Origin of the sequence: Sphingobacterium sp. CZ-UAM (genome assembly GCF_002000245.1) — a bacterium.
Taxonomy (GTDB): Bacteria; Bacteroidota; Bacteroidia; order Sphingobacteriales; family Sphingobacteriaceae; genus Sphingobacterium.
Window position 1 is genome coordinate 60,572 of record NZ_MTCM01000005.1, and the last position, 19,823, is coordinate 80,394.

At 40.8% G+C, this 19,823-nt stretch carries 21 protein-coding genes; 18 read left to right on the plus strand and 3 right to left on the minus strand.

Annotated elements, in window-relative coordinates:
• Positions 1–15: 15 nt before the first annotated feature.
• Positions 16–2,412 (plus strand): ABC transporter permease, encoded by a 2,397-nt coding sequence (locus BWD42_RS17920; RefSeq protein WP_077437794.1) that lies wholly within the window; start codon positions 16–18, stop codon positions 2,410–2,412.
• Between the two features lie 148 nt (positions 2,413–2,560).
• On the opposite strand, the gene BWD42_RS17925 is transcribed toward BWD42_RS17920, so the two are convergent.
• Entirely contained in the window at positions 2,561–2,944 is a 384-nt protein-coding gene (locus BWD42_RS17925; RefSeq protein WP_139351204.1) for a hypothetical protein, read from the minus strand.
• Between the two features lie 93 nt (positions 2,945–3,037).
• Entirely contained in the window at positions 3,038–3,244 is a 207-nt protein-coding gene (locus BWD42_RS17930; protein ID WP_139351205.1) for a hypothetical protein, read from the minus strand.
• Positions 3,245–3,380: 136 nt separating this feature from the next.
• On the opposite strand from BWD42_RS17930, the gene BWD42_RS17935 reads away from it, so the two are divergent.
• The 6 genes from BWD42_RS17935 to BWD42_RS17955 all read left to right on the plus strand — a co-directional run bounded on the left by BWD42_RS17935 (position 3,381) and on the right by BWD42_RS17955 (position 8,652).
• A complete protein-coding gene (locus BWD42_RS17935) occupies positions 3,381–3,605 on the plus strand; it encodes a helix-turn-helix domain-containing protein (RefSeq protein ID WP_077437797.1) in 225 nt (74 codons plus the stop codon).
• A 33-nt stretch (positions 3,606–3,638) separates the two neighbouring features.
• Positions 3,639–3,866: a hypothetical protein gene (locus BWD42_RS17940; RefSeq protein WP_077437798.1), complete on the plus strand. Its 228-nt coding sequence runs from the start codon at positions 3,639–3,641 to the stop codon at positions 3,864–3,866.
• 212 nt (positions 3,867–4,078) lie between these two features.
• On the plus strand, positions 4,079–6,481 hold the full coding sequence (locus tag BWD42_RS17945) for an ABC transporter permease (RefSeq protein ID WP_254846269.1): 2,403 nt from the start codon (positions 4,079–4,081) through the stop codon (positions 6,479–6,481).
• Positions 6,482–6,727: 246 nt separating this feature from the next.
• Positions 6,728–6,943, plus strand: coding sequence for a hypothetical protein (locus BWD42_RS24540; RefSeq protein WP_139351206.1), 216 nt, complete (start codon positions 6,728–6,730; stop codon positions 6,941–6,943).
• Positions 6,944–7,043: 100 nt separating this feature from the next.
• Positions 7,044–7,703, plus strand: a complete 660-nt coding sequence (locus tag BWD42_RS17950) for an ABC transporter ATP-binding protein (RefSeq protein ID WP_077437800.1) — start codon at positions 7,044–7,046, stop codon at positions 7,701–7,703.
• 97 nt (positions 7,704–7,800) lie between these two features.
• Positions 7,801–8,652, plus strand: a complete 852-nt coding sequence (locus BWD42_RS17955) for a transglutaminase-like domain-containing protein (protein WP_317041809.1) — start codon at positions 7,801–7,803, stop codon at positions 8,650–8,652.
• A gap of 14 nt (positions 8,653–8,666) precedes the next feature.
• Here BWD42_RS17955 and BWD42_RS17960 read toward each other — a convergent pair whose 3' ends face one another.
• Entirely contained in the window at positions 8,667–9,809 is a 1,143-nt protein-coding gene (locus tag BWD42_RS17960; protein ID WP_077437802.1) for a hypothetical protein, read from the minus strand.
• Positions 9,810–9,987: 178 nt separating this feature from the next.
• Here BWD42_RS17960 and BWD42_RS17965 point away from each other — a divergent pair, with 178 nt between their 5' ends.
• The 11 genes from BWD42_RS17965 to BWD42_RS18015 all read left to right on the plus strand — a co-directional run bounded on the left by BWD42_RS17965 (position 9,988) and on the right by BWD42_RS18015 (position 19,819).
• Positions 9,988–10,638, plus strand: a complete 651-nt coding sequence (locus tag BWD42_RS17965) for an epoxyqueuosine reductase QueH (RefSeq protein WP_077437803.1) — start codon at positions 9,988–9,990, stop codon at positions 10,636–10,638.
• Between the two features lie 102 nt (positions 10,639–10,740).
• A complete protein-coding gene (locus BWD42_RS17970; RefSeq protein ID WP_046672268.1) occupies positions 10,741–11,277 on the plus strand; it encodes a YceD family protein in 537 nt (178 codons plus the stop codon).
• Positions 11,278–11,291: 14 nt separating this feature from the next.
• Complete coding sequence (gene rpmF, locus BWD42_RS17975; protein ID WP_077437804.1) at positions 11,292–11,483, plus strand: 50S ribosomal protein L32; 192 nt, start codon at positions 11,292–11,294, stop codon at positions 11,481–11,483.
• A 106-nt stretch (positions 11,484–11,589) separates the two neighbouring features.
• Positions 11,590–12,528 (plus strand): phosphate acyltransferase PlsX, encoded by a 939-nt coding sequence (plsX, locus tag BWD42_RS17980; RefSeq protein ID WP_077437805.1) that lies wholly within the window; start codon positions 11,590–11,592, stop codon positions 12,526–12,528.
• A 6-nt stretch (positions 12,529–12,534) separates the two neighbouring features.
• A complete protein-coding gene (locus BWD42_RS17985; RefSeq protein WP_077437806.1) occupies positions 12,535–13,524 on the plus strand; it encodes a beta-ketoacyl-ACP synthase III in 990 nt (329 codons plus the stop codon).
• Positions 13,525–13,599: 75 nt separating this feature from the next.
• On the plus strand, positions 13,600–14,079 hold the full coding sequence (gene accB, locus BWD42_RS17990; protein WP_077437807.1) for an acetyl-CoA carboxylase biotin carboxyl carrier protein: 480 nt from the start codon (positions 13,600–13,602) through the stop codon (positions 14,077–14,079).
• Between the two features lie 71 nt (positions 14,080–14,150).
• On the plus strand, positions 14,151–15,506 hold the full coding sequence (accC, locus tag BWD42_RS17995) for an acetyl-CoA carboxylase biotin carboxylase subunit (protein WP_077437808.1): 1,356 nt from the start codon (positions 14,151–14,153) through the stop codon (positions 15,504–15,506).
• A gap of 76 nt (positions 15,507–15,582) precedes the next feature.
• On the plus strand, positions 15,583–16,443 hold the full coding sequence (gene tatC, locus BWD42_RS18000) for a twin-arginine translocase subunit TatC (protein ID WP_077437809.1): 861 nt from the start codon (positions 15,583–15,585) through the stop codon (positions 16,441–16,443).
• A 13-nt stretch (positions 16,444–16,456) separates the two neighbouring features.
• Positions 16,457–16,903, plus strand: a complete 447-nt coding sequence (gene rpiB, locus BWD42_RS18005) for a ribose 5-phosphate isomerase B (RefSeq protein WP_077437810.1) — start codon at positions 16,457–16,459, stop codon at positions 16,901–16,903.
• Positions 16,904–17,181: 278 nt separating this feature from the next.
• Positions 17,182–18,756, plus strand: a complete 1,575-nt coding sequence (locus BWD42_RS18010) for a M28 family peptidase (protein WP_077437811.1) — start codon at positions 17,182–17,184, stop codon at positions 18,754–18,756.
• A gap of 127 nt (positions 18,757–18,883) precedes the next feature.
• The gene (locus BWD42_RS18015; RefSeq protein ID WP_077437812.1) at positions 18,884–19,819 is read left to right on the plus strand and encodes a DnaJ C-terminal domain-containing protein; all 936 of its coding nucleotides are present in this window, start codon (positions 18,884–18,886) and stop codon (positions 19,817–19,819) included.
• Positions 19,820–19,823 lie beyond the last annotated feature (4 nt).

Consider the following 19,823-nt stretch of genomic DNA (forward strand, 5'->3'; position numbering starts at 1 on the left):
ATCCATATAAACAGTATGATAAAGAACCATCTTAAAACCGCCTGGCGGACATTGATGCACAATCGTATCTATTCGCTATCAAACCTCATTGGTTTAACCATTGCGTTGCTGGTATTTATGTTAATCAGTTCGCTTGTCGTTGATGAGCTTTCCTACGACAGACAATGGAGCAACTCCAAAGAGCTCTACCGAATGCGAATAGTGCCTAAAGAAAAACAAAAAAATTTCACGAACAGTATTACGGGCGCTCCACAAGGTATATCTGCGGCACTAAAAGCTAATTTTCCAGAAGTACTTGGTTATACTTCAATCAATTCATTTTCGCCAAAATTAACAATAAACAAGCGCTCAAAGCAGTTTACCGAAATCAGTACCCTGGAAATTGACAGCGGTTTTTTCAATCTTTTTGACATAAAAATCATCGCAGGCAATCCGAAACAAGTCATTGCCGGAGCAAAAAATATTACATTGACAGCCTCTGCGGTACAAAAATACTTCGGCGGCAAAGACGTGCTCGGTAGCACCTTCTACAATAAACCTCAAGAAGGTGAACCCGAAGCTTATTATGTCAATGCCATTATTGAGGATATGCCCCATAATTCTTCCTTTCAGGCAGAAGCCCTCGTGCTAATGCCTAAGGTGAATGAATTCAATCCCGAAAAAAGCGGTTCGCTACAAAACCAAATTCTATTGCTCAAAAGCACAACCGATGTTAACAGCTTTTCAACCAAAATAAACAAGTGGTATAATGCACAAAAACTGGATGATTGGCTGAAAGGACACAATCTTTTTATCGAACCTATCAAAGATATACACTTACTAAGTATTACAGGATGGGAGAACCCCATGCAAGATATTTATCTGCTGGCAGGAATAGCGATCTTGATCCTTGTATTGGTCAGTATCAACTACATCAACCTGAGCTTTGCCCATGCTTTAAAACGCACACAGCAAATCGGTATCCGCAAAGTATTGGGAGCAAGCCGAAAAAATCTGATCCTGCAAATGGGCCTAGAGAGTACCATACTCTTTGTCGGCTCTTTTCTGATTGCATTTTTTGGTTATGTACTTATCAGTCCTGCATTTGAACATTATTTAGAACATCCATTGACCATGAGCTACCAGCATTCCTTATTTATGTTTGTTGGACTATTATCCCTTTGGATCGTTCTGGGCTGGCTTTGCAGTTTACCTACAGCTTTGTCACTATCAAAAACACAGCCATCACTGGAACTTCGGAAGCAGCTTTCTTTCTTTAGACTTCCGCTCAATATGGCATTTACCAAAGTACTGGTAGTTGTCCAGTTTGCCATTGCCATCGTCGTAGCGATCTGTATGATGTCCATGCGGGCGCAATTGCATTATTTGTACAACAAAGATCTTGGTTACGAGCCCAAAAATCTCATGGCCATCAATTATACCTCCTGGGAAGGAAAGGATCAGGCCTTCAAACAGGAGTTACTAAAAAATTCGTACATCTCCTCGGTCAGTCTTACTGGCTGGACTCCCTTTAGTGGAGGTGTGGATTTTAAAACAGTAAAAGACCCCGACAATCCGAACGAAGAACTCTCGGTTGTATTTGTTTATGCGGATTATGATTACATCAAAACAATGGGCATAAAGCTCCTTGATGGTCGGCCTTTAAGCGCGGACTATGCGCTGGATAGACCCTTTACGGATTCGGTACAGGCCGGACAGCGGGTCTTTACAAATATGCTCGTCTCCGAAGGAACCGCCCAGCGGCTGTCTTTAAAACTCAATAAGAGCAATGAGCCTCTCAACAATACACCAGTGGGTGTATTTAAAGAGTTTAACGGAGCAAGTTTAAAGTTTCCGATCGGTCCTTTTGCGATTAAGGCACAAAAAGAATGGGAAGGCGGCTGCATGCTTATCCGCGTAGAAGAAGGGAAGAAAAAGGAAGCTTTAGCCTTGGTAAACAGTACCTGGAACAAATTTTTCCCTAACCGGATCGCACAGATCAACTGGCAGGAAGATCAGGTACAGCATCAATATAACAAAGAGAAAAAACAGTACCAGCAATTGGCACTTTTTACGGGTTCCAGCATGCTGATTGCAATCTTAGGGATTGTAGCAATTGCCATTTATACACTAGAACGACGGGTGAAAGAAATTGGTATCCGTAAAGTGCTTGGTGCTTCGGTGAATACGATCACCTATATGATTTCCAGATCCTTTATCATACTTCTGCTGATCGCTATTCTAATAGCTTTTCCGATAGCATGGTGGTTTACACACAAATGGCTAGAAAACTTCTACTATCATATTGATGTTCCGATCGCGCTATTTGTTTTCACCGGAATGTTTATCGGTTTGATGACCCTAGCGATTATCGCTGTCCAGATATTCCAGACAGCCCGTATCAATCCCGTCAATAGTTTACGGGATGAATAAGAAAAATAAGCCGTAGGTGTTATCTTACGCTCGCAAAAAGTACATTTATTATTGACCGATTGGGAATGGAAGTTTATAATTGGTATACCTACGGCTTAGGATCTTTGAAGCAATTTTTAGTTGTTCATCGCGAACAGCTAAAAATTGCTTATTTCTTTTCAGTCGATTTTGAATGAGCAGCTAAAACATAGCCGAATCCGTATCCAGTTTGATGACGAACAATCCTTGCCGCCTCACTACCTTGAAGCAATTCATCTAATACTAGCATCAGATTTTTAGGCTGTATATATTTCTCGAGCTTCTCACAACACAAATTGTGGATCTCATATGCGATCCTTTCCTCACTAAAATATCCCGTATCAATTTGCTCGTTCAAAAAGATCCTTATTTTTTCAACCTCCTCCCTTGTTGAATTTGTATAGGGATCAATATCATGTCTAATATCTATTAACTTAAATTCCTTTATTTTTTGATCCTGTTCTACATCCACCTTATACATAGCATAGATAACCCGGTCAGCTAATTTTGTCATATGCAATTCATAGGTATTTTTTTGTGATGATAGTTCTACGCCCAAAGGCATCATCCCATTGATACTATTTAGTTCAAGTACAAGATGTATTAGTCATAGATCCTCAAGACGACTCGACTTAATTTTGAAGGTTTCTACTTTTTTTATAAAATCCAATGGTTTGCCCATTAGAAAGGAAACTTCCTCAGGTGACAGGTGCCGCGAAATACGTTGTAGCAGCATGCGATAATAGATTAATATATCTAACTCTTCACATTTTCTCCTATAGATCTTTGTTGTTTGATTTTTCGCTGTTTTCATAATTGGCACATTGAAATGATATAGATTTTCAATACAAAAGAACAGAAAATATTTCAAAAACAAAAACATTTGTATAAATAAAAATAACATTATCTATATTTATCTATACAAAAGGACAGATTAATAAAATAATACGATGACAAAACTAGGCGAATTTTTAGCGAAGAAATCTGTGAATAAATCCCAGATTGCTCGCAAAACAGGATTAAGTAAAGCGAGGATCAATGAATTAACCATGACCGAGACGGCTAAATTACGTTTAGATGAAATGTACTTAATTGCTCTGGCCATCGATACGGACCCGGCCAAAATGATGCTCGAACTCTGCGAACATCTCCAACTGAAAGAGATCGAAGAGTAAGTTTAATGTTATGTAATTTCATCAGTACACTTTATGCAATTTCATCAGTACACCTTATGTAATTTCATCAGTAGACCCTATGCAATTTCATCAAATAACAAAGAACTCATTTCCCATTTTTTCAAACAGCTTGACAAATTTGAAAGCTACCAACAATTGCCCACTCAGAAAATTTTGGTTTATGGAGGCAATCAAACTCAAAAGCGTACCAACTATCTCGTCAAAAGCTGGATGCAGGCAGCTGACGGAGCTGGATATTAAACATTGTACGATACCGAACGTCAAATTGTTCGATATCGTACAGACACAAAATGCAATAAACAAATCAAAAACCTATAAATCAACAACTTAACAAAATGGCAATACAATTGACTTCAGTCTAATGTCTAGATTGACCGGTCTATTACCGATCAGTAAGGTCTTAAAAATGTATTGTTATGATAGGAAATAGCCTTAAAATCGCTTGGCGGAACATGGCAAAAAATAAACTCTATTCTTTTATAAAGATCGGGGGATTTGCTTTTGGTATCGCAATCTGTATGCTCATCGTACTGTATATCAAGCATGAGACGAGTTACAACAAATTTTATCCAACGATGGATCGAATTTATCGTCTGGTCGTTCAGCTTCCGATCGAAGGTAAAATAGAACGTTGGGTATCTCTTTCTGCACCGGTTGCCCCAACATTGAAAGCAGAAATTCCCTCCATCGAACAAACGGGCCGAATACTCCCTAACCCTTTATTTGGCGCTGGAAGCAATCAGCTTTCCCTGAATGATAACCCACAAAGCTTTTATGATGATGGCTTTGTCTATATTGACCAGTCTATTCTTGACATGTTTCCGACTCCAATGGTTTCAGGAACACTTGCCCATGCATTGGATAAACCCAATACACTTGTCATTACGAAAAGTAAAGCGGAAAAATACTTTAAAAATGATCCTATCGGACAGACCATTTATCTGAACAATAACAGATCCAAGCTCTATACCATTACCGGCGTGATCGAAGATATACCCAAAAATTCCACTTTAGCAGGTTATAGCTTCTTCATGTCGCTCGCAGGCGAACCCTTCTATCCCGGCGAACAGAACCAATGGCTCAGCAACAATTACACGGTCTACGTTAAATTAAAACCCAATGTCAATATTGAACAAACCGAAAAGGAGATTTTAAAAAATTATAAAGCGCACTATTTACCTGAATACAAGAAATCAGGCCGCAAACTCAATCCTTTATTCGAACAGGCAAGAATCAACTTACAAAATGCACTTGACATCCATTTGAAGTCTTCCGATATCGATGACGATAAAGTCAGCACATTGAATCGGGGAGATATCCGTATGGTCTGGACCTTTGCCATTGTTGCATTGTTTATTCTCCTGATTGCCTGTATCAATTTTATCAACCTGTCCACGGCCAATGCCGCTACACGGGCCAAAGAAATCGGTATCCGAAAGACAATTGGCTCCACAAGAACATTATTGATCGGCCAATTCCTGCTTGAGGCCATTTGCTATAGTATATTGTCTTTGCTTGTCGGTCTATTGCTGAGTTGGGTATTGTTGCCCATATTCAACAATCTCGCCAATAAGTCCCTAACCATTCCATGGGCATCCCCCTACTTTTTCCCATCTTTATTGCTGGCGATAATTTTCATCGGCAGCTTGGCCGGAATCTATCCAGCCCTATACCTATCCCGGTTTAAACCCATTGCAGCATTGAAAAACAAGACCACCGGAACCAAATCCTCCTTATTCAGAAATGGTCTTGTCATTTTTCAGTTCGCAACCTCCATCATCCTTATTGTCAGCGCACTCGTGACCAATCAACAGATACGCTATATCCTGGGAAAAGACCTGGGCTTCAAAAAGGAACAGGTGATTGTCCTACGCGGTATTGGTACGTTGGGAAATCAGATCCCTAGTCTTAAGAATGAATTAAAGTCCATTCCAAATGTCAGTTCCGTCTCATTAGGTGACTTTCTCCCAGTCCCCATTGATGGTGCCAAAAGAAATGGTAATCCTTTTTGGAATGAAGGCAGACGGGAGATCGATATGGCGACACAGGGGCAGTTTTGGGAGATTGATCAGGATTATCTTGCTACCTTCGGATTGCAACTGACCAAAGGGAGAAATTTCGATCCCAACATGGCCACCGACAGTACAGCCGCAATCATCAACCAAAAATTAGCGGATGATCTGGGATTAAAAAATCCGATCGGGGCAAAAATAACCAATGGCACTACCTGGACAGTAGTTGGCGTTGTGGACAATTTTATTTTTGAGTCACTGAAAGGTAAAGGATTTGCCGGCCTTTGTATGGTATTGCGGGGTTACCCATCACTCCTCTCTGTTAAAGTTAAGCCCGAAAACCTACAGGAGACCCTCAACGGAATTAACACGGTATGGAATAAATTTTCACCCAATCAAAAAATCAATTACAGCTTTTTGGATGAGGGCTTTGCCTCACTTTATCACGATGTTGAACGGACGAAAAATATTTTTAGCTGTTTTGCAATCGTTGCCATTTTTGTGGCAGCCCTTGGGCTATTTGGACTCGCCACCTATGTGACACAACAGCGGACAAAAGAAATCGGCGTAAGGAAAGTGCTTGGCGCCAGTACCCTCAGGTTGCTGAAACTGCTGTCCGGAGACTTTATAAAATTGGTGTTTGTTGCCATGGTCATTGCCTCACCTGTTGCGTGGTGGGCAATGAACCAATGGCTCAGAGATTTCAACTATAAAATAGATATCAACTGGATGTATTTTATTCTCGCGGGCATGGGCGCTGTCCTCATCGCCTTAGGTACCATTAGTTATCAAACCTGGAAGGCTATCCGGACCAATCCTGTCGATAGTTTAAGGGATGAATAAAGTCAGAAGATCTTAAAAATGGGTGCTTGTTGCCTTGGTCATTGCCTTGCCTGTTGCGTGGCAGGCAATGAACCAATGGCTGAGGGGGATGAATGTTCGATTGCGAACGAAAACTGTCCGAAATCGAACATCAAAAAGGAACTAACACCAGCTAACAAACTCATAATAAAAGCATTAAAACACTGGCAAGGGGATTGTATTTTTATACGACAGATTTGATGCGAAGGTGATTAAATATAAAATCCAATGACATGGCACAATATTAACATCGGCATAGCCCTTCCTTTAGCTTATTTACTCATGGACAAATGGCTTTCCAATTTTGCATACCATGTCAATATACAATGGTGGTCGTTTTTGATCCCGATATTTTGCATATTTATCTTAATATTGATTTCCATTAGCTTCCAATCGTTGAAAGTTGCAAGAACAAATCCGGCAGATAGCCTGCGGGATGAATAAGTAGATTTAAAAAACAATAATTAAAAACGAGATACCAAGTAAGTCATCGGTTGCGCAACCAAGGTCTCAATACTCATATCTCAATACTCAATACTATAAAATGATACAATTAAAACATTTATTCAAGTGGTATAACGTAGGTGGTACTCGCTCGTTTGTGCTCAAAGATGTCAGTTTAGATATAGCAGAAGGTGATTTCATATCCATTATGGGGCCTTCGGGTTCAGGAAAATCCACCCTGTTGAATATTATCGGCATGCTGGACGAACCCGATGAAGGTGAATATATCTTTATGGATGAAAATGTATTGGAGATGAAAGCAAAAAAGCGCACGCAACTCTATCAATCCCATATCGGATACGTGTTTCAGGCCTATCACCTACTGGATGAATTGACAGTATATGAAAACATAGAAACCCCGTTGATCTATAAAGATATTTCCAGCAAAGAACGAAAAGCCATTGTGGCCGATATGCTTGACCGTTTTGGTATTGTGGGAAAGAAAGATCTATTTCCGGCTCAGCTGTCCGGAGGGCAACAACAGATCGTTGGTATCGCACGTGCTTTGGCAGGATCTCCGAAACTCCTGTTGGCAGATGAACCTACCGGCAACCTCAATTCCAAACAAGGCGAAGAGATCATGGAACTGTTCAAACAATTGAATGATGACGGTGTCACAATCATACAGGTTACCCATTCCGAAAAAAATGCCGAGTACGGCAAAAGGATTGTCAATATGCTGGATGGCCAGCTTAAATAATTGTATACCAATTTAACCTGAATAATCCCTACCTGGTACATGAATTACTGTAGGGATTTTTTTGTATCATTTCTCAATTCAATTCTTTAACTTCGTTATGATGAATGAGAGAGAGCTGAAATCGTTAATATTCCTGTTGGACGATACCGATCAACAGATTATTCAGGAAGTGGAGCATCAGTTAAAAAGCCAAGGCCCTGAAATCGTTCCTTATTTGGAGAAATTCTGGGAATCTAGTTTTGATCCAAGGGTACAGGGACGGCTGGAGAACATTATCCATGAAATTCAGTTTGACCAGACCAAAAACGAACTGCAGATCTGGAACCTGAGCAATTCCTTCAATCTGTTGGAGGGGCTTATCATTCTCAATAACTATCAATATCCTTCTTACGAAGACCATAAAATTGTATTGAAGATTGAAGACCTGAAAACAGAGGTATGGCGCGGGCTACAATACGATATGAGTCCCCTGGAAAAGGTAAACCTGATCAATCACGTATTATTTGGTTCTTTTGGCTTGTCGGGTAATACAAAGGATTATCACCATCCCCAAAACTCCTATATTGGTCAGGTGCTGGACACAAAACAGGGGAATCCCTTGACCATATCCTGCATCTATAGCATTATCGCACAAAAACTGGATATCCCGATCTACGGAATCAATTTGCCCAAGCATTTTATCCTTGCTTATATGGATTCGGATGAAGAAGGAAATGAACATGTGTTGTTTTACATCAATGCGTTTAACCGGGGGCAGATTATGCAAAAAAGTGATGTAAATTCGTTCCTAAAACAGTTAAATCTAAGTCCAGACCGGGAATTTACCTATCCCTGTGACAATGTGACCATTATGAAGCGGGCGCTTCGGAATTTATTGTCGGCCTATGAAGCACATGAAAGTGCAGGCAAGCAACAGGAAATCAGAGAACTGTTCGAATTACTTGCCTGATACAAATTGACAAACTAGAAATCTGTTCTTTCTCTGGCATCCAAAAAGATATAATTTGGCGTCAGCGTCCCATACTCTTTTGTTAGTTCGGGCACGATATCTCCTCCCTGATCGGTCAGGTTAAAACGTAGGATTTTTTTCGTATTATAATCGGAGACATAAAAGAATTTACCGTTTTCAACACGGTCGTCGATCGCAATTCCCTGTGGCCTATCAAACCCGGTCTTCGTACCAGCAACCACATAGTCAGGAGCAATCGGTTTATTTCCAGATCCGCTAAACAACGCATCAGGATTTTTAAAGAACAATACCTCCCTACCTGCCGTGATCGCAAATAATTTTTTATTCGGTGCATAAGACACTGCACGTAAGTCTGTTTTTCCCTCCACATAGACTGTCAATGCAGGCTCAAATCTATCCTTATTGATGATTGTATCGCCCGGCCTGTCTATCAACTCCTCTTTAAGTCCTTTATAAACAGCAAAACCAATTCTGTTTTTGGTTTCATCATTAAATCCAATGAGTACCCATTTTTCATTTTTATCAGCTGGATTTCCCTGCAACAAGGTCAATGATACAGGTTCAATATCCCCTAAACTGATCTGCTTGTCGATGATCTTAGAACCACCTGCTCCACCTTTTCCCTCTGGACGGCTTATCGCATATAACATTTTCCCACTTGTCGCCGCAAGCAGAAAATTAGTGACTGCCGATCCGCCAGTGCCATTTTGTTGCGCATAGGTATAATAAGCCAATCCTCTTACATTTCTAAAACCTCTAAACCCAAGCTGACTTGCTTCACCTGGTTTCCCATAAATGTCGTCCAAAGGAACCCGTTGGATAAAGGTATCCTGAGCAACGCCCCCCTCACTGGCTTGAAAAACTGATGTTGCATTGGGATCAAAGATCACCGGTCCACCGCCTCTAGCGGGGGAAAGATATTGAAAGGTATTGTCCAGTGTATTGGTATCCGCAGGATCAACAATCATAAGATTCTGGATCGAGTTATTTGTCCGATAATCCCAGAAAGAAATATACAATCTTGAAATAAGGGTTGGCAAGCCCTTTTCTGGTTCATCATCCAATTTTTTACAGGAAGCAACACCTATTAGACTGGCAAATAATACAATAACACAGGTTTGAAATGAAAATTTCATATATTTTTTAGTATAAATAGCTTATAGTGTCAAACATACAAATCTACTAATATATGCAGAATATCAATGAATTTATCTGATTCTTTTAGACAGATCCGTTGATCTGTCAAACGGAAATATTTGTCATTCCGCTACTTTTTGATTAAAATTGCCTTTGTTTTTGATATCACATACGATTATGGAAAAGAAGGAATTTGTACGGGAGAAGCTGACATTACCAGGAGAAGGCAAGAAATTGCTTTTACATTCCTGTTGTGCACCTTGTTCCGGAGAAGTCATGGAAGCATTGATTGCTTCGGATATCGATTTTACGATTTATTTCTACAATCCCAATATCCATCCCCGCAAGGAATATGACCTGCGCAAAGATGAGAATATTCGATTTGCGGAGAAGCATAACATCCCTTTTATCGATGCAGATTACGATGTAGATCACTGGTTCGATCTGGCGAAAGGCATGGAACAAGAGCCTGAAAGAGGGATCCGCTGTACCATGTGTTTTGATATGCGCTTTGAGAAAACAGCGGAATATGCTGCAGCGAATGGTTTTGACGTGATCTCAAGTTCATTGGGTATTTCACGTTGGAAAAATATGGAGCAGATCAACGACTGCGGCTTGCGTGCAGCATCCCGTCACCAAGGTATGGAGTATTGGACGTTCAACTGGCGCAAAAAGGGTGGTTCGGCTAGGATGTTAGAAGTGTCCAAAAAAGAGAAATTCTACATGCAGGAATATTGCGGCTGTGCTTATTCGCTGCGTGACACCAATAAATGGCGTATGGCAAATGGACGCGAAAAGATAGAGTTAGGTAAAAATTATTATGAATAAGTCGTGCTCTGTGTGTATATAAAGCATTCGACTGGAATATTTAAAAAAATATTTCGATCCTAATGATTTTATACATACCTTTGCAGGCTCAAATGCAAGATTGTGAAACATCTAAAACAATACAGAATTCCCTTTTCGGGACTCAACGCTGGAAAGCACAATTTTGAATTTGACATTAATAAAAAGTTCTTTGACTGCTACGAACATTCGATTGTAAAAGATGGCAATCTGAAAGCAGAAGTTGAATTGCAAAAACAGGAAAATCTATTGATTTTGCACTTCGATATCCAAGGCGAGATTCAATTGACTTGTGATACCTGCTTGAAAGAGTTTATGTCACCGATTTCAATTCAGGAACGGATATTGGTCAAATTCACGGATGAAGATTGGACGGACAATACCGAAGAGGTGTTGATCTTATCAAAAAGCGACCATGAGTTGGATATAGCTGAGTTATTGTACGAATACATCAATTTAGCTGTTCCGTATATCGTAAAATGTGAAGAGCAGGGACAAGGGATACAATGTGATCCTGAAATGCTGGCACTATTTACAAGTGAGCCGGATTCAGAGGAACAAAAAGAAGAAGAAATTATCGACCCACGTTGGGAAGCATTGAGAAATATTAAAAATAACTAAAACAAAAATACGAGATGGCACATCCAAAACGTAAAACTTCTAAATCAAGAAGAGACAAAAGAAGAACACATTATAAAGCTGAAGCTCCTAGCTTGACAGTATGTAAAGAAACTGGCGCAGTTCATTTACCTCACCGTGCTTACAAAGTAGACGGAAACTTGTATTACAACGGTAAATTGATCATTGAAAATACAGCTGTTGTCTAAGGTAAACCTTTCATAACACCAAAACATCCCAAACAAGCAATATTTTAGAAATTTGCTTTATTTTGGGATGTTTTTTGCGTATTATTGATTTACTAAATAATAACGGATGAAGATTGGTTTAGATATTTTAGGAGGAGATTATGCTCCTAAAGCAACGATAACAGGTGCTATTGAAGCACAAAAACAGCTTACTGGAGACCAAAAGATAGTCCTTTTTGGTAAAACTGAAGAGACTAAACAATTAATCGATCAAGCCGGAGGAAATTCATCTGACTTTGAATATGTGGAAGCTCCAGAAGTCATTGCGATGGGTGAACATCCAACCAAAGCGATAACTCAAAAACCCAACTCAAGCATTGCGAAGGGATTTGAATATTTAAAAAACAAAGAAATCGATTCATTCGCATCCGCTGGTAACACCGGAGCCATGCTCGTAGGATCGATGTTCAGCGTGAAAGCTATTCCAGGCGTATTGCGCCCAGCCATAGCATCAATTGTTCCAAAATTGAAATCAGGATTCGGAATCCTACTGGATGTCGGTGCAAACGCAGACTGTAAACCAGAGATGCTGAATCAATTTGCAATGTTGGGCAGCCTCTTTGCCGAGCATGTATTCAATGTATCCAACCCAAAAGTGGGATTGTTGAACATCGGAGAAGAAGAAGAAAAAGGAAACATCCTGACAACCTCTACCTACCCCCTACTTAAAGCCAACGACAAGATTAACTTTATCGGAAATGCAGAAGGCCGCGACCTGTTCAGTGACCATGCCGACGTTTACGTCTGTGATGGATTTACGGGCAATGTGGTCCTGAAACTTGCAGAATCATTTTATGTAGTGACCCTGAAAAAAGGTTTTAAAGATGATTTCTTCGACCGATTCAACTACGAGCAGTACGGCGGTAGTCCAATCTTGGGAGTCAATGCTCCTGTCATTATTGGTCATGGTATTTCAACACCAGAGGCCATTAAAAATATGGTTTTATTTTCAAGAGATATGATCGAGTCTAAATTCATTGACAGCATCAGATCTATTTTCAATTAAGTATTTATGTCAAAGATTCATGCCGCGATTACGGCTGTAAATGGTTACGTTCCGGATTACATCCTCACCAACAAAGAGTTGGAAACAATGGTCGATACCAACGACGAGTGGATTGTATCACGAACAGGAATCAAAGAGAGACGCATCTTAAAGGGCGAAGGGCTTGCTACATCAGACCTTGCTGTACCTGCCGTTCAGGGTTTATTGAAAAAGAGGGGAATAGAAGCGACGGATATCGATTTAATTATCTTTTGTACCAGCACACCGGATATGCTGTTCCCAGCCACTGCAAACATTTTGGCCGATAAGATCGGGGCAACAAATGCTTGGGGCTTCGATCTACAGGCAGCTTGCTCAGGTTTCTTGTTCGGTCTGAATACCGGAACACAGTTTATCACGGCTGGTACACATAAAAAAGTACTTGTTATAGGTGCTGATAAAATGTCATCGGTCATCAATTACCAAGATCGCAATACCTGTATCCTTTTTGGAGATGGTTGTGGTTGTGTGTTATTGGAGCCAAATGAAGAAGGATTGGGTATACAGGATGCCATTTTGAAAACAGATGGTTCAGGTGGCCAATTCCTTAATATTAAAGGCGGTGGTTCATTAAACCCCGCATCACATGCCACTGTTGACGCAGGTCTGCATTACGCTTACCAAGAAGGTCGTACAGTATTCAAATTTGCTGTGACCAACATGGCTGATGTTGCCCATGATGTTATGGTGAAAAATAACCTGAAGTCAGAAGACATTGCTTGGTTGGTACCGCATCAGGCCAACAAACGCATCATCGATGCGACGGCAGAACGTGTAGGTCTTCCGGAAGAAAAAGTGATGGTGAACATCCAAAAATATGGAAATACTACCAGCGGAACAATCCCCCTATGCCTATGGGAATGGGAATCTCAATTGAAAAAAGGAGATAACCTGATCCTTGCCGCGTTCGGTGGCGGTTTCACCTGGGGATCCATCTATTTAAAATGGGCGTATTAATTGTCCATTTTATGGTATAATTTATTACTTTTGACAGTTAGAATTTTTTAAGAAACAAACAAAACCTAGAATACTATGGGTATGGATATCAAACAAATTCAAGACTTGATTAAATTCGTTTCAAAATCAGGTGTGAATGAAGTCTCGATTGAAGAGCAAGATTTTAAAATTACAATAAAGACAAATCAAGAGCCTACGTACGTTACAGCTTCTGTTCCAGCTGTTGCACCAGTTGCTGCTGCTCCGGTTGCGCAAGCGGCAGCTCCAGCTCCTGTGGCTACGCCTGCTGCTCCAGCAGCTAACGCTGACGCGAACTTGATTACAATCAAATCACCAATGATCGGTACCTTCTACCGTTCAGCAGGACCTGGTAAACCATCTTTTGTGAATGTTGGTGATGATATCAATACAGGTAATGTATTGTGTATTGTTGAAGCAATGAAATTGTTCAACGAAATCGAATCTGAAGTTTCTGGTAAAATCGTTAAGATTTTGGTAGAGGATGCTCAACCTGTTGAGTATGACCAACCATTATTCTTAGTTGAGCCTAAGTAATTTACAAACGTAAATGAATATGATGTAGCCTCCAAAGGGCTACATTTTTGTAAACTTCATAATTCAAGACAATGTTTAAAAAAATACTAATTGCAAATAGAGGCGAGATTGCCCTGCGCATTATCCGTACCTGCCGTGAGATGGGTATCAAGAGTGTTGCAGTATATTCAACCGCAGATAGAGACAGCTTACACGTGCGCTTTGCCGACGAAGCGGTCTGTATTGGCCCTCCACCGAGTAAAGATTCTTACTTAAACATTCCGAATATTATTTCTGCGGCTGAATTGACAAACGCTGACGCGATTCACCCAGGATATGGTTTCTTGTCCGAAAACGCACGTTTTTCAGCAATCTGTGCAGAGTACGGTATCAAATTTATTGGTGCTACTGCTGAGCAGATCGAAAAAATGGGCGATAAGTCACGTGCAAAGGATACCATGAAAAAAGCCGGTGTACCTACTGTACCTGGATCGGATGGTTTGATCTCAAACGTAAAAGAAGGGATCACATTAGCCAATGAAATCGGTTACCCTGTAATTATCAAGGCTACTGCCGGCGGTGGTGGTCGTGGTATGCGCATCATCTGGAAAGACGAAGAATTCGAACCAGCTTGGGATTCTGCCCGCGTAGAATCCGCAGCCGCATTTGGCAACGATGGTATCTACCTTGAAAAATATGTAGAAGAGCCACGTCACATCGAATTCCAGATCGTAGGCGATCAGTTCGGTACCGTATGTCACTTATCAGAACGCGACTGCTCTATCCAACGTCGTCATCAAAAGTTGATCGAGGAATCCCCTTCACCATTTATGACACCTGAGTTAAGAGTTAAAATGGGTGAAGCTGCTGTAAAAGGGGCTAAAGCTGTAAACTATGAAGGTGCCGGAACAATCGAATTTTTGGTTGACAAACACCGCAACTTCTATTTTATGGAGATGAATACACGTATTCAGGTAGAGCATCCGGTAACGGAGGAAGTGATCAACTTCGACCTGATCAAAGAACAGATCAAAGTTGCTGCCGGTATTCCGATCTCCGGAAAAAATTATGAACCGGAAATGCACGCGATCGAATGCCGCATCAATGCCGAAGATCCGTTCAACAACTTCCGCCCTTCACCAGGCAAAATCACGAACTTCCACTCACCGGGAGGCCATGGTGTACGTGTAGATACACACGTGTACTCAGGGTATACTATTCCACCGAACTACGACTCGATGATCGCCAAATTGATCTGTGTGGCACAGACACGTGAAGAGGCCATCTGTACCATGGAGCGTGCTTTGAGCGAATTCGTGATTGAAGGTATCAAAACAACCATTCCTTTGCACCTGAGATTGATGCGTGACCCTAACTTCAGGGCCGGCAATTTCACCACAAAGTTCATGGAAACATTTGACCTAACTGAATATCCTGTAGAAGATTAAATAAAATTATCTTTACATACATAAAAAATACCATTCTTTACAATAAGAATGGTATTTTTGTTTCCAAACAATTTTTATGAGTACACCAAATTCGAAAGATCTAATACAAGCTATCAAAAATAAAGGGAAGAATATAGAAGCCGAGATGTCTTTCTTTGACCATCTTGAAGTCTTAAGATGGCATTTGGTTCGTTCAGCTATTGCAATCTGTATCTTTGCAGGTATTGCTTTCTCGTTCTACGATTTCGTATTCAACGATATTATCATGGGACCCAAAAATCTGGATTTTTGGACTTACCGTATGATGTGCAAAGCTGCTGATGCTTTCAATCTGGCCGATTTCTGTGTCAAAAAAATACCTTTTAATATTATCAATACGGAATTAGCTGGGCAATTTATGCTCCAGATCAACTCCTGCTTGTTGATGGCCTTAATGATGGGGTTCCCTTACCTTCTGTTTGAAATCTGGTTATTTGTTAAACCGGCATTGACAGATGTGGAAAGACGTTCCGCTCGTGGTTTTGTATTTTACTCCACAATATTGTTTGTTTTGGGCGCGCTTTTCGGGTATTATATTGTTGTACCATTATCTATCAACTTCCTAGCGAATGTATCCTTAAGTGACGAAATCGTCAATCAGATTACAATCGACAACTACCTGTCTACCATTGCGACATTGACCTTAGGCTGTGGAATCGTATTCCTATTACCGATCATGGTGTTTATCCTGTCTAAAATAGGCATCATGACACCTGAGTTTATGCGTGCCAGCCGTCGTTATGCAACAGTAATTATTTTGCTTATAGCGGCCGTCATTACACCTTCTGCAGATATTATCACCATGTTGACTGTTGCTGCGCCGATGTTCTTATTGTATGAAATAAGTATTATGGTCTCTGCGGATGTCAAAAGAAAAAAATTAGCACAAGAAAAATAAAATAACAAGAGAAATGAGCAGTGTAAAGAAAATTGCGGTCGGAAGTGACCATGCAGGATTTGAGTACAAAACGGCATTGGTTAGCTTTTTAAATGAATTGGGTTATGAAGTAACCGACTTTGGAACAAACTCGCCAGATTCGGTCGATTACCCAGATTTTGCACATCCCGTCGCATCTGCGGTAGAGAACAAAGAGGCTGATGCAGGTGTATTGATCTGTGGTAGTGCCAATGGTGTTGCGATCACAGCCAATAAACATCAGAATATCCGTGCCGCAATCTGTTGGTTGGAAGAAATTTCGGCATTGGCACGTCAACATAATGATGCCAATGTGGTATGTGTACCAGCCCGTTTTATTGATCTTGATCTCGCAAAAAAGATCGTTTCAACTTTTATGACAACCGAATTTGAAGGCGGGCGTCATGCCAATCGCGTCAATAAAATAGCTTGCAGCTGTTAATAAATTAACATATTTTAAGGAGCGGATGAAGGGTAAAAGATACTTTTCATCCGCTTTTTTAGTTATATTGTATATGATTTAAGGTGATCGAAATTGGCATTGCTATCACTTCATATTGTTATGGAAATAATAACACACTGTTGCTGATAGTCAACAAGCGATCATCCGATATATACTATTTTTAACGATAAAAGGTGTATTGCGTACAACGTAGAACCTTAAGCTTTCGGCACCCGGATCTCAATACGCAATACTAAATACTAAATTCTCAATACGAAATGAATAAAATACATAACCTGATCTGGATAGCGTTGTCTATGGTAAGCTGTGCTCAGGCACAGGATGTCAGCAGCAAGTACGCGAATGAAATCACCGTAGAATCGACACAAAAACATCTGCGCACACTCGCTTCTGTAGACTTTGAAGGAAGAGGAACAGGACAGAAAGGCGGTCAGCTAGCTGCGGATTATATCGCCAACGAATTCAAAAAATACGGCCTTTCAGCACCAGTAAATGGATCTTATTTCCAGGCCCTTCAGCTTATACACAATAGCTTTAAGGTCAAGCAGTTCACGATCAATGACCGGCCGTTCCTAAATGGGAAAGATATTTTCATCATTGGTAACAATGAGAATAAACTCTTTGAAAGCGATGAGATCATGTTTATAGGCTATGGCATTGATGATTCAAAATACTCCGATATTGCGCGACTTGACCTGACCAATAAAGTTGTGCTATTAGTAAACGAAGGCGAACCTACAGACGATAAAGGAAATTCATGGATCACCGGAAAAAAAACTCCATCGGACTGGTCGACAAGCAGGAACAAGAAAATCAAAGAAATTCTCAAGAAGAAACCAAAATTGATACTAGCCGTCAACAGCCAGCTATCCCAATTACTTGAAGAGGCCGGGGACCGCGCGACAGAAGGGCGTTATAATCTTGCCGTTGATCAGCCGGCCCCCGAAAAGTCACCGATGATCCCGGTCATCAATATTACCGACCATGCAGCAAATTATATTTTTAATCTCGCACGCACAAATCTGGCAGCTGTTGTCGGCAAAATCAACCGTTCAGGACAGCCAAATTCCTTTGCCATTAACACTAAGCTTAAGGCTGAATTCGGCACCAATGCCCAACCTTTAACTGACCCCAATGTTTTGGGATACCTGGAGGGAACCGACAAAAAAGATGAAATTGTTGTCATTGGTGGACATTACGATCATGATGGCAAAGATTCCAAAGGAACTATCTTCTTTGGTGCGGATGACAATGCCTCCGGAACAACGGCAGTATTGGAGCTTGCCCGCAGCTTTGCCCGCGCAAAGGCCGCAGGGAATGGTCCAAGACGCAGTATCCTGTTTGTTACCTATGCCGCTGAAGAAAAGGGCTTACTCGGTTCTAAATTCTATACCGAAAACCCCATCTTTCCGTTAGCAAACACTGTCGCCTGTATTAACATCGATATGATTGGACGTGTAGATGATAAACACCTCAAAGGAAACCATGACTATATCCATGCGATAGGTTCGGATAAACTGAGTTCTGAACTTTATCAGATCAATAAAGATGAAAATGAAAAAAATACCAAGCTGGAAATAGATTATATGTATGATAATCCGAAAGATCCAATGCGTCTTTATTACCGGTCAGATCATTATAACTTTGCGAAAAAAGGGATACCGTCCATCTTTTACTTTTCGGGGCTCCATCCGGACTATCATACACCGGCCGATACCTATGATAAAATAGACTTCCCATTGATGGTCAAACGGGAAAAATTGGTCTTTTTTACGGCATGGCAAATCGCTAATAGAGATCAGCGATTAATTATTGATAACAACAAAGAATAACAAGTCAACGTTGTCCTCAAAAAAAAGGAGTTCCGGCATTCAAACGCCGGGACTCCTTTTTTTGAACAACATCCAGAACAAAGCCCTCGATAGTTTGTTATATTTATTACAAGACAACAAAATACATATGGCTTTTGTAGATTACTATAAAGTGCTCGGCATTGATAAAACGGCTTCGGCTGATGATATCAAAAAAGCATACCGAAAACTAGCGCGTAAATACCATCCTGATGTCAACCCCAATGATAATGAGGCTAAACAACGCTTTCAGGAAATTAATGAAGCGAATGAGGTATTGTCCGATCCCGAAAAACGCAAAAAATATGACCAATATGGCGAGCATTGGCAGCATGGAGAGGAATATGAAAAGGCGCAACAGCAATACAGACAATCCCAATCTGCTGGTGGCAATCCTTTTGGTGCGGGGGGGAACCCCTTTGGCGGCGGCTCAGGTTCTTACGAGTATACCGGAAATTTTGATGACGGTCAATTCTCAGATTTTTTCGAACAGATGTTTGGTAGTCGACGTGGCGGTGGCAGACAAAGTACCTTCCGTGGGCAGGACTTCAATGCCGAACTGAGCTTAACTCTCCAACAGGCCTATACAACCCACCAACAGACCTTTAACATCAACGGCAAAAGCATCCGTATTACGATCCATGCAGGTGTCGAAGATGGACAGAAAATCAAATTAAAGGGCTATGGTAGTGAAGGAATAAACGGTGGACCTAAAGGCGATCTGTATATTACAATCAACATCACGCCCGATGCAAATTTCAAACGGCAGGGAAATGATCTATATACTTCACTGGATGTAGACCTCTATACAGCGATTTTAGGCGGAGAGGCAACGCTGGATACCTTCGGCGGTAAAATCAAATTAAAGGTTAAACCTGAAAGTCAAAACGGAGCAAAAATGCGGCTCAAGGGCAAAGGATTCCCGGTCTATCGCAAAGAAGGTGAATTTGGAGATCTGTATGTCAGCCTAAATATTAAAATGCCGAGCAATTTATCTGAAGAGGAAAAGGCATTGTTTCAGCAACTGAAAGATTTAAAGCATTAATCTC

Coding starts and splice junctions, on each gene's coding strand:
- BWD42_RS17940 (WP_077437798.1), top strand. CDS start 3,639: ATGCAATTTCATCAGTACACCTTATGTAATTTCATCAGTAGACCCTAT.
- BWD42_RS17920 (WP_077437794.1), top strand. CDS start 16: ATGATAAAGAACCATCTTAAAACCGCCTGGCGGACATTGATGCACAAT.
- accC (WP_077437808.1), top strand. CDS start 14,151: ATGTTTAAAAAAATACTAATTGCAAATAGAGGCGAGATTGCCCTGCGC.
- BWD42_RS17985 (WP_077437806.1), top strand. CDS start 12,535: ATGTCAAAGATTCATGCCGCGATTACGGCTGTAAATGGTTACGTTCCG.
- BWD42_RS17930 (WP_139351205.1), bottom strand. CDS start 3,244: ATGAAAACAGCGAAAAATCAAACAACAAAGATCTATAGGAGAAAATGT.
- BWD42_RS18010 (WP_077437811.1), top strand. CDS start 17,182: ATGAATAAAATACATAACCTGATCTGGATAGCGTTGTCTATGGTAAGC.
- accB (WP_077437807.1), top strand. CDS start 13,600: ATGGGTATGGATATCAAACAAATTCAAGACTTGATTAAATTCGTTTCA.
- BWD42_RS17925 (WP_139351204.1), bottom strand. CDS start 2,944: ATGACAAAATTAGCTGACCGGGTTATCTATGCTATGTATAAGGTGGAT.
- BWD42_RS17935 (WP_077437797.1), top strand. CDS start 3,381: ATGACAAAACTAGGCGAATTTTTAGCGAAGAAATCTGTGAATAAATCC.
- BWD42_RS17960 (WP_077437802.1), bottom strand. CDS start 9,809: ATGAAATTTTCATTTCAAACCTGTGTTATTGTATTATTTGCCAGTCTA.
- BWD42_RS17965 (WP_077437803.1), top strand. CDS start 9,988: ATGGAAAAGAAGGAATTTGTACGGGAGAAGCTGACATTACCAGGAGAA.
- rpmF (WP_077437804.1), top strand. CDS start 11,292: ATGGCACATCCAAAACGTAAAACTTCTAAATCAAGAAGAGACAAAAGA.
- BWD42_RS17955 (WP_317041809.1), top strand. CDS start 7,801: ATGATGAATGAGAGAGAGCTGAAATCGTTAATATTCCTGTTGGACGAT.
- BWD42_RS17950 (WP_077437800.1), top strand. CDS start 7,044: ATGATACAATTAAAACATTTATTCAAGTGGTATAACGTAGGTGGTACT.
- BWD42_RS17945 (WP_254846269.1), top strand. CDS start 4,079: ATGGCAAAAAATAAACTCTATTCTTTTATAAAGATCGGGGGATTTGCT.
- tatC (WP_077437809.1), top strand. CDS start 15,583: ATGAGTACACCAAATTCGAAAGATCTAATACAAGCTATCAAAAATAAA.
- BWD42_RS24540 (WP_139351206.1), top strand. CDS start 6,728: ATGACATGGCACAATATTAACATCGGCATAGCCCTTCCTTTAGCTTAT.
- plsX (WP_077437805.1), top strand. CDS start 11,590: ATGAAGATTGGTTTAGATATTTTAGGAGGAGATTATGCTCCTAAAGCA.
- rpiB (WP_077437810.1), top strand. CDS start 16,457: ATGAGCAGTGTAAAGAAAATTGCGGTCGGAAGTGACCATGCAGGATTT.
- BWD42_RS18015 (WP_077437812.1), top strand. CDS start 18,884: ATGGCTTTTGTAGATTACTATAAAGTGCTCGGCATTGATAAAACGGCT.